The sequence below is a fragment of the Escherichia albertii NBRC 107761 = DSM 17582 genome, assembly GCF_000759775.1.
Taxonomy (GTDB): Bacteria; Pseudomonadota; Gammaproteobacteria; order Enterobacterales; family Enterobacteriaceae; genus Escherichia; species Escherichia albertii.
Window position 1 is genome coordinate 1 of the sequence record NZ_BBMY01000160.1, and the last position, 9678, is coordinate 9678.

At 52.4% G+C, this 9678-nt stretch carries 7 protein-coding genes and 1 pseudogene; 7 read left to right on the forward strand and 1 reads right to left on the reverse strand.

All coding sequences use genetic code 11. From position 1 onward, the window contains the following. The first annotated feature begins 21 nt into the window (after window positions 1-21). Both proY and malZ read left to right on the forward strand, forming a co-directional pair. Window positions 22-1395 carry a proline-specific permease ProY gene (gene proY / locus EA14781_RS20555; RefSeq protein WP_024164633.1) on the forward strand — a complete coding sequence of 458 codons (1374 nt, stop codon included), beginning with the start codon at window positions 22-24 and terminating at the stop codon, window positions 1393-1395. Window positions 1396-1550: 155 nt separating this feature from the next. Next, window positions 1551-3369, forward strand: a pseudogene (gene malZ, locus EA14781_RS20560) (maltodextrin glucosidase). 4 nt (window positions 3370-3373) lie between these two features. Here malZ and acpH read toward each other — a convergent pair. Beyond that, the gene (gene acpH / locus EA14781_RS20565) at window positions 3374-3955 is read right to left on the reverse strand and encodes an ACP phosphodiesterase (protein ID WP_001009889.1); all 582 of its coding nucleotides are present in this window, start codon (window positions 3953-3955) and stop codon (window positions 3374-3376) included. Window positions 3956-4173: 218 nt separating this feature from the next. On the opposite strand from acpH, the gene queA reads away from it, so the two are divergent. The 5 genes from queA to secF are packed head-to-tail and all read left to right on the forward strand — an operon-like array spanning window position 4174 to window position 9638. Continuing rightward, a complete protein-coding gene (gene queA / locus EA14781_RS20570; protein ID WP_001266503.1) occupies window positions 4174-5244 on the forward strand; it encodes a tRNA preQ1(34) S-adenosylmethionine ribosyltransferase-isomerase QueA in 1071 nt (356 codons plus the stop codon). Between the two features lie 54 nt (window positions 5245-5298). Further along, window positions 5299-6426: a tRNA guanosine(34) transglycosylase Tgt gene (gene tgt / locus EA14781_RS20575; protein WP_000667314.1), complete on the forward strand. Its 1128-nt coding sequence runs from the start codon at window positions 5299-5301 to the stop codon at window positions 6424-6426. A 22-nt stretch (window positions 6427-6448) separates the two neighbouring features. Then, window positions 6449-6781 carry a preprotein translocase subunit YajC gene (yajC, locus tag EA14781_RS20580; protein WP_000007629.1) on the forward strand — a complete coding sequence of 111 codons (333 nt, stop codon included), beginning with the start codon at window positions 6449-6451 and terminating at the stop codon, window positions 6779-6781. Window positions 6782-6808: 27 nt separating this feature from the next. Then, a complete protein-coding gene (gene secD, locus EA14781_RS20585) occupies window positions 6809-8656 on the forward strand; it encodes a protein translocase subunit SecD (protein WP_000934831.1) in 1848 nt (615 codons plus the stop codon). A gap of 10 nt (window positions 8657-8666) precedes the next feature. After that, window positions 8667-9638 carry a protein translocase subunit SecF gene (gene secF, locus EA14781_RS20590; protein ID WP_000046649.1) on the forward strand — a complete coding sequence of 324 codons (972 nt, stop codon included), beginning with the start codon at window positions 8667-8669 and terminating at the stop codon, window positions 9636-9638. The last annotated feature ends 40 nt before the right edge of the window (window positions 9639-9678 follow it).

Genomic DNA, 9678 nt, shown 5'->3' on the forward strand with positions numbered 1-9678 from the left:
GTGTTGATGGGTTAGGAATTGATGGAAAGTAAGAACAAGCTAAAGCGTGGGCTAAGTACCCGACACATACGCTTTATGGCACTGGGTTCAGCAATCGGCACCGGGTTGTTTTACGGTTCGGCAGACGCCATCAAAATGGCCGGACCGAGCGTGTTGTTGGCCTATATTATCGGTGGCGTCGCGGCGTATATCATTATGCGCGCGCTGGGAGAAATGTCGGTACATAATCCGGCCGCCAGCTCTTTCTCGCGCTATGCACAGGAAAACCTTGGCCCGCTGGCAGGTTATATCACCGGCTGGACCTACTGCTTTGAAATCCTGATCGTCGCCATCGCCGATGTGACCGCTTTCGGTATTTATATGGGCGTCTGGTTCCCGACAGTACCGCACTGGATTTGGGTGTTGAGCGTGGTATTAATCATCTGCGCTATCAACCTGATGAGCGTAAAAGTCTTCGGCGAGCTGGAGTTCTGGTTCTCGTTCTTTAAAGTTGCCACCATTATCATCATGATTGTCGCTGGTTTCGGCATCATCATCTGGGGGATTGGCAACGGCGGGCAACCGACCGGTATCCATAACCTGTGGAGCAACGGCGGCTTCTTCAGTAACGGCTGGCTTGGCATGGTCATGTCGTTGCAAATGGTGATGTTTGCCTACGGTGGTATCGAAATTATTGGTATTACTGCCGGTGAAGCGAAAGAGCCGGAGAAATCTATTCCACGCGCCATTAACTCCGTGCCGATGCGTATTCTGGTGTTTTATGTCGGTACGCTGTTCGTCATTATGTCTATTTATCCGTGGAATCAGGTTGGCACCGCCGGTAGCCCGTTTGTGCTGACGTTCCAGCATATGGGCATTACCTTTGCCGCCAGCATTCTTAACTTTGTTGTGCTGACTGCCTCGCTATCGGCAATTAACAGCGACGTGTTTGGTGTAGGCCGTATGTTGCACGGCATGGCAGAGCAGGGCAGCGCGCCGAAAATTTTCAGCAAAACCTCGCGTCGCGGTATTCCGTGGGTCACGGTACTGGTGATGACCACTGCGCTGCTGTTTGCGGTGTACCTGAACTACATCATGCCGGAAAACGTTTTCCTGGTGATCGCTTCGCTGGCAACCTTCGCCACGGTGTGGGTATGGATTATGATCCTGTTGTCGCAGATTGCTTTTCGTCGGCGTCTGCCGCCGGAAGAAGTTAAGACGCTGAAGTTTAAAGTACCGGGCGGAGTGGCAACAACTATCGCGGGTTTGATTTTCTTGCTCTTTATTATCGGGCTGATTGGTTACCACCCTGACACGCGTATCTCTCTGTATGTTGGTTTCGCGTGGATTGTTGTGCTGTTGATTGGCTGGATGTTTAAACGCCGCCGCGATCGCCAGCTGGCTGAAAATCACTAATTCCTCTGTACTGTAAACCGGGTCAGGAACAAATCCTGATCCGGCTATTCCGAAAGTTATCCACCCCCGTCCTCCTCCCCCAAATATCCTTAAGATGATGAGTGATCCTGCATTAGGCTATGGCAAGGTGATCAGATTTTCATCACAGGGGAATTATGATGTTAAATGCATGGCACCTGCCGGTGCCCCCATTTGTTAAACAAAGCAAAGATAAACTGCTCATTACACTGTGGCTGATGGGCGAAGAGTCGCCGCAACGCATTATGCTGCGCACGGAAAACGATAACGAAGAAACGTCAGTGCCGATGCATAAACAGCGCAGTCAGCCGCAGCCTGGCGTAACGGCATGGCGAGCAGCGATTGCTCTCTCTTGCGGGCAGCCGCGGCGACGCTATAGCTTTAAATTGCTGTGGCACGATCGCCAGCGTTGGTTTACGCCGCAAGGCTTCAGCCGTATACCGCCCGCTCGACTGGAACAGTTTGCCGTCGATGCGCCGGATATTGGCCCACAATGGGTAGCGGATCAGGTTTTTTATCAGATCTTCCCGGATCGTTTTGCTTGTAGCCTTCCTCGCGAAGCTGGGCAGGATCGTGTCTATTACCATCATGCGGCCGGGCGGGAGATTATTCTGCGCGATTGGGAGGAACCGATTACTGCGCAGGCGAGCGGATCAACGTTCTATGGCGGCGATCTGGACGGTATCAGTGATAACTTGCCGTATCTGAAAAAACTTGGTGTAACGGCGCTGTATCTTAATCCGGTGTTTAAAGCACCGAGCGTACATAAATACGATACCGAGGATTATCGCCATGTCGATTCGCAATTTGGCGGTGACGGGGCGTTACTGCGTTTGCGGCACAATACGCAGCAGCAGGGAATGCGGCTGGTGCTGGACGGCGTGTTTAACCACAGTGGCGATTCTCATGCCTGGTTCGACCGACACAACAGTGGGACAGGTGGAGCCTGCCATAATCCTGAATCTCCCTGGCGCAGTTGGTACTCGTTTAGTGATGATGGCACGGCGCTTGACTGGCTGGGCTATGCCAGTCTGCCTAAGCTGGATTATCAGTCGGAAAGTCTGGTGAATGAAATTTATCGCGGCGAAGACAGTATTGTCCGCCACTGGCTGAAAGCGCCGTGGAATATAGATGGCTGGCGGCTGGATGTGGTGCATATGCTGGGGGAAGCGGGGGGGCGCACGCAATAATTTGCAGCATGTTGCCGGGATCACCAAAGCCGCAAAAGAAACCCAGCCGGAAGCGTATATTGTGGGCGAGCATTTTGGCGATGCGCGGCAATGGCTACAGGCCGATGTGGAAGATGCCGCCATGAACTATCGCGGCTTCACATTCCCGTTGTGGGGATTTCTCGCCAATACCGACATCTCTTATGATCCGCAGCAGATTGACGCCCAAACCTGTATGGCCTGGATGGATAATTACCGCGCAGGACTTTCTCATCAACAACAATTACGCATGTTTAATCAGCTCGACAGCCACGATACCGCGCGATTTAAAACGCTGCTTGGACGGGATGTTGCGCGTCTGCCGCTGGCGGTGATCTGGCTGCTCACCTGGCCTGGCGTACCGTGCATTTATTACGGTGATGAAGTAGGGCTGGATGGCAAAAAAGACCCGTTTTGCCGTAAACCGTTCCCCTGGCAGGTGGAAAAACAGGATACGGCGTTATTCGCGCTGTACCAGCGAATGATTGCGCTGCGTAAGAAAAGTCAGGCGTTGCGTCGTGGCGGCTGTCAGGTGCTGTATGCGGAAGATAACGTGGTGGTGTTTGTTCGTGTGCTGAATCAGCAGCGCGTGCTGGTGGCGATCAACCGTGGCGAAGCGTGTGAAGTCGTGTTACCCGCGTCGCCGTTGCTTAATGTCGCGCAATGGCAACGCAAGGAAGGGCATGGACAATTGGCGGAAGGGATTCTTGTGTTGCCTGCAATTTCGGCCACGGTGTGGATGAACTAATACCTTACAACGCTTTGCGTGACGCCTGCGCCATCATCCACGGATAAAACCGCCAGAAGCGGGTTTCGAGGGCGTCGTAATGGGCGTCTAAATCGTACCAGGAGTCACGCAGGGCATCCAGACGTGGGCGACGGCTTGCCATGCCGTTTAACACGTTCTGGATGAAATCCATATCGCGATAGCGCACCAGCCATTGCTCTGACCATAAATAATTGTTCAGGTTGATAAAACGCGGCGGTGAGTCCGGCAAAATAGTCATCACTTGCTCGCGGGCATAACAGACAAATTCCTCTAACGGAAAATCGGGTGACAGCTGCGACCAGTGGCGGGAAAGAAAGTGATCCCACATGACATCCAGCGTAATAGGCGCAACGCGGCGAGTTTCATTACGAAACCACTCTCGCGCTTCGCGGACTTCCGGCAGATTATCGGTTAATACGTTGATACGCCGATGCATATGAATGCCAGCCACGACGTCGGGTGGAAAACTTTCTTCAGGATTTCCGCGAACAAAATCAGCCAGTAAGTTGCCAGAAAGCGAGCTTTCAGCGAGATGGGCTAAATGCAGGTGAGCTAAAAAATTCATATACACTTCATCCTTCAAACTGCCTCTTCGTTGGCTGCCTTAACTCACCCCAGTCACTTACTTAATGTAAGCTCCTGGGGACTCATTCAGTTGCCATCTCGATGCATCTTGAATGATTTTGTGTATAGATTATGTCATCCATCAAGGAGGGTAAAGGTTGCAGGGAGAGCGCCCCGGCACTAGACTACCCGCCTCTTATTTTAGTCTGAGTCAGTGTCATGCGCGTTACCGATTTCTCCTTTGAATTGCCCGAATCTCTGATTGCTCACTATCCCATGCCTGAACGCAGTAGCTGTCGTTTACTGTCGCTGGACGGGCCGACGGGCGCGCTGACGCACGGTACTTTCACCGATTTACTCGATAAGCTCAACCCCGGCGATCTTCTGGTTTTTAATAATACCCGCGTGATCCCGGCGCGCCTGTTTGGGCGTAAAGCCAGCGGCGGCAAGATTGAAGTGCTGGTTGAGCGGATGCTCGACGACAAACGCATTCTCGCGCATATTCGCGCCTCGAAAGCGCCAAAGCCGGGCGCAGAGCTGCTGCTGGGCGATGACGAAAGCATCAACGCCACAATGACCGCGCGCCACGGCGCATTGTTTGAAGTCGAATTTAACGATGAGCGCTCGGTGTTGGATATTCTCAACAGCATTGGCCATATGCCGTTGCCGCCGTACATCGACCGTCCAGACGAAGATGCCGACCGCGAACTTTATCAAACGGTTTATAGCGAAAAACCGGGCGCGGTAGCGGCTCCGACCGCTGGGCTGCATTTTGACGAACCGCTGCTGGAAAAATTACGCGCCAAAGGCGTTGAGATGGCATTCGTGACCCTGCATGTGGGAGCGGGTACGTTCCAGCCGGTACGTGTTGACACTATTGAAGATCACATCATGCACTCGGAATACGCTGAAGTGCCGCAGGATGTGGTTGATGCGGTACTGGCGGCGAAAGCGCGCGGTAACCGAGTGATTGCGGTCGGCACCACCTCGGTTCGTTCGCTGGAAAGCGCGGCCCAGGCGGCGAAAAACGATCTTATCGAACCGTTTTTTGACGATACCCAAATTTTTATCTATCCGGGTTTCCAGTACAAAGTGGTCGATGCTCTGGTGACTAACTTCCACCTGCCTGAGTCGACGCTGATTATGCTGGTTTCAGCATTTGCCGGCTATCAACACACCATGAACGCCTATAAAGCGGCGGTAGAAGAGAAATATCGCTTTTTTAGTTACGGTGATGCGATGTTTATCACGTACAATCCGCAGGCAATTAATGAGCGCGTCGGGGAGTAATTCCGCGGCGCTGGTTTAAACGTTGGACTGTTTTTCTGACGTAGTGGAGAAAAAATGAAATTTGAACTGGACACTACCGACGGTCGCGCACGCCGTGGCCGCCTGGTTTTCGATCGCGGCGTAGTGGAAACGCCTTGTTTTATGCCTGTTGGCACCTACGGAACCGTAAAAGGGATGACGCCGGAAGAAGTTGAAGCCACTGGCGCGCAAATTATTCTCGGTAACACGTTCCACCTGTGGTTGCGTCCGGGACAGGAAATCATGAAACTGCATGGCGATCTGCACGATTTCATGCAGTGGAAAGGCCCAATCCTTACCGATTCTGGCGGCTTCCAGGTTTTCAGCCTTGGCGATATTCGTAAAATTACCGAACAGGGCGTGCACTTCCGTAATCCCATCAACGGCGACCCGATTTTTCTTGACCCTGAAAAGTCGATGGAGATTCAGTACGATCTTGGTTCAGATATCGTCATGATCTTTGATGAGTGTACGCCGTATCCTGCTGACTGGGATTACGCAAAACGCTCCATGGAGATGTCTCTGCGTTGGGCGAAACGTAGTCGCGACCATTTCGACCGCCTCGGCAACAAAAATGCGTTGTTTGGCATTATTCAGGGCAGCGTTTACGAAGATTTACGTGATATCTCTGTTAAAGGTCTGGTGGATATCGGTTTTGATGGCTACGCTGTCGGCGGTCTGGCGGTAGGTGAGCCGAAAGCAGATATGCACCGTATTCTGGAGCATGTGTGTCCGCAAATTCCGGCAGACAAACCGCGTTACCTGATGGGGGTCGGTAAACCAGAAGATCTGGTTGAAGGCGTGCGTCGCGGTATCGATATGTTTGACTGCGTAATGCCAACCCGTAATGCCCGAAATGGCCATTTGTTCGTGACCGATGGCGTGGTGAAAATTCGTAATGCGAAGTATAAGAGCGACACGGGACCTCTGGATCCAGAGTGTGATTGCTACACTTGTCGCAATTATTCACGTGCCTACTTGCATCATCTTGATCGTTGCAACGAAATATTAGGCGCGCGACTCAACACCATTCATAACCTTCGTTACTACCAGCGTTTGATGGCGGGTTTACGCAAGGCTATTGAAGAGGGTAAATTAGAGAGCTTCGTAACCGATTTTTACCAGCGTCAGGGGCGAGAAGTACCACCTTTGAACGTTGATTAATATTAATAATGAGGGAAATTTAATGAGCTTTTTTATTTCTGATGCGGTAGCGGCAACGGGTGCTCCGGCGCAAGGTAGCCCGATGTCTTTGATTTTGATGCTGGTGGTTTTCGGTCTGATTTTCTATTTCATGATCCTGCGCCCACAGCAGAAGCGCACCAAAGAACACAAAAAGCTGATGGACTCCATCGCCAAAGGCGATGAAGTGCTGACGAACGGTGGCCTGGTCGGTCGCGTAACCAAAGTAGCGGAAAACGGCTACATTGCTATCGCACTGAATGACACCACTGAAGTAGTTATTAAACGTGACTTCGTAGCTGCCGTTCTGCCGAAAGGCACCATGAAGGCGCTGTAATTAAAATTTTTCCCTAAGGGAATTGCCGTGTTAAACCGTTATCCTTTGTGGAAGTACGTCATGCTGATCGTGGTGATTGTCATCGGTCTGCTGTATGCGCTTCCCAACCTGTTTGGTGAGGATCCGGCTGTTCAGATCACTGGCGCGCGCGGAGTCGCCGCCAGTGAGCAAACGCTGATCCAGGTCCAGAAAACGTTACAAGAAGAAAAAATAACTGCTAAGTCTGTGGCACTGGAAGAGGGCGCTATTCTTGCGCGCTTCGACTCCACTGACACTCAACTGCGCGCTCGTGAAGCATTAATGAGCGTTCTGGGTGACAAATACGTCGTGGCGCTTAACCTTGCTCCGGCAACACCGCGCTGGCTGGCAGCTATTCATGCTGAGCCGATGAAGCTCGGCCTCGACTTGCGTGGCGGGGTTCACTTCCTGATGGAAGTGGATATGGACACCGCGCTTGGCAAACTCCAGGAACAAAATATCGATAGCCTGCGCAGCGACCTGCGTGAAAAAGGCATCCCATATACTACCGTTCGTAAAGAAAATAACTACGGCCTGAGCATCACCTTCCGCGATGCCAACACCCGTGATGAAGCCATCGCATATCTGAGCAAGCGCCACCCTGATTTGGTGATTAGCAGCCAGGGCAGCAACCAGTTGCGTGCAGTAATGAGCGATGCGCGTCTGAGCGAAGCGCGTGAATATGCGGTACAGCAGAACATTAACATCCTGCGTAACCGTGTAAACCAGCTCGGCGTGGCTGAGCCTGTGGTTCAGCGTCAGGGCGCCGATCGTATCGTGGTCGAACTGCCGGGTATTCAGGATACCGCTCGTGCGAAAGAAATTCTCGGTGCGACGGCAACGCTGGAATTCCGTCTGGTAAATACCAATATTGACCAGGCCGCTGCCGCATCAGGCCGCGTACCGGGCGACTCTGAAGTGAAACAGACCCGCGAAGGTCAGCCGGTTGTGCTGTACAAACGTGTGATTCTGACCGGTGATCACATCACCGACTCCACTTCCAGCCAGGATGAATATAACCAGCCGCAGGTTAACATCTCGCTCGACAGCGCCGGTGGCAACATCATGTCTAACTTCACCAAAGACAATATCGGTAAACCGATGGCGACTTTGTTCGTGGAGTACAAAGACAGCGGTAAGAAAGATGCTAACGGTCGTGCGGTTCTGGTGAAACAGGAAGAGGTGATTAACATCGCCAACATCCAGTCTCGCCTGGGTAACAGCTTCCGTATTACTGGCATCAACAACCCGAGCGAAGCGCGTCAGCTTTCATTACTGTTGCGTGCTGGTGCGTTGATTGCGCCGATTCAGATTGTTGAAGAGCGTACCATTGGTCCGACTCTGGGGATGCAGAACATTGAACAGGGGCTGGAAGCATGCCTCGCCGGCTTGCTGGTTTCTATTCTGTTCATGATCCTCTTCTACAAGAAGTTTGGTTTGATTGCGACCAGTGCGCTGATTGCCAACCTGATCTTGATCGTCGGTATTATGTCGCTGCTGCCAGGTGCAACGCTGAGTATGCCGGGTATCGCGGGTATCGTCTTAACCCTTGCGGTGGCGGTCGATGCGAACGTACTGATCAACGAACGTATTAAAGAAGAGTTGAGCAACGGACGTACCGTTCAGCAGGCAATTGATGAAGGTTATCGTGGCGCATTCAGTTCCATCTTCGATGCGAACATTACCACGCTGATCAAAGTTATCATCCTGTACGCAGTGGGTACCGGGGCAATTAAAGGGTTCGCGATTACTACCGGTATCGGTGTGGCGACGTCGATGTTTACCGCGATTGTCGGTACGCGTGCCATCGTAAACCTGCTATATGGCGGCAAACGCGTCAAGAAGCTGTCAATCTGAGGAGTGCGATGTGGCACAGGAATATACTGTTGAACAACTAAACCATGGCCGTAAAGTTTATGACTTTATGCGCTGGGACTACTGGGCTTTCGGCATCTCGGGTCTGCTGTTAATCGCCTCGATCGTCATTATGGGCGTGCGCGGCTTTAACTGGGGGCTGGATTTCACCGGTGGTACGGTTATTGAAATTACGCTCGAAAAACCGGCTGAAATTGATGTGATGCGTGACGCATTGCAGAAAGCCGGCTTTGAAGAGCCGATGCTGCAAAACTTCGGTAGCAGCCACGACATCATGGTCCGCATGCCGCCTGCTGAAGGCGAAACTGGCGGCCAGGTGCTGGGCAGCAAAGTTCTGAAGGTGATTAACGAATCGACTCATCAGAACGCGGCGGTGAAACGTATTGAGTTCGTCGGCCCGAGCGTGGGCGCGGACCTTGCGCAGACCGGCGCCATGGCGCTGATGGCGGCACTGCTGTCTATCCTTGTGTACGTTGGTTTCCGCTTCGAGTGGCGACTGGCGGCGGGGGTGGTTATCGCGCTGGCGCACGACGTTATCATTACGTTGGGTATTTTGTCGTTATTCCATATCGAGATTGACCTGACAATCGTTGCATCGTTGATGTCGGTTATCGGTTACTCGCTTAACGACAGTATCGTGGTATCGGACCGTATTCGCGAAAACTTCCGCAAAATCCGTCGCGGTACGCCTTACGAAATCTTTAACGTGTCGCTGACCCAGACGCTGCATCGTACATTGATTACGTCAGGTACGACCTTAATGGTTATCCTGATGCTGTACCTCTTCGGTGGCCCGGTGCTGGAAGGCTTCTCGCTGACTATGCTTATCGGTGTTTCCATCGGTACCGCATCTTCCATCTATGTTGCATCAGCGCTGGCTCTGAAACTGGGCATGAAGCGCGAACACATGCTGCAGCAGAAAGTGGAAAAAGAAGGGGCGGACCAGCCGTCAATTCTGCCGTAATCAGGCCTTCCATGGTTACCAAAATCCCGGTCTTAGGAGC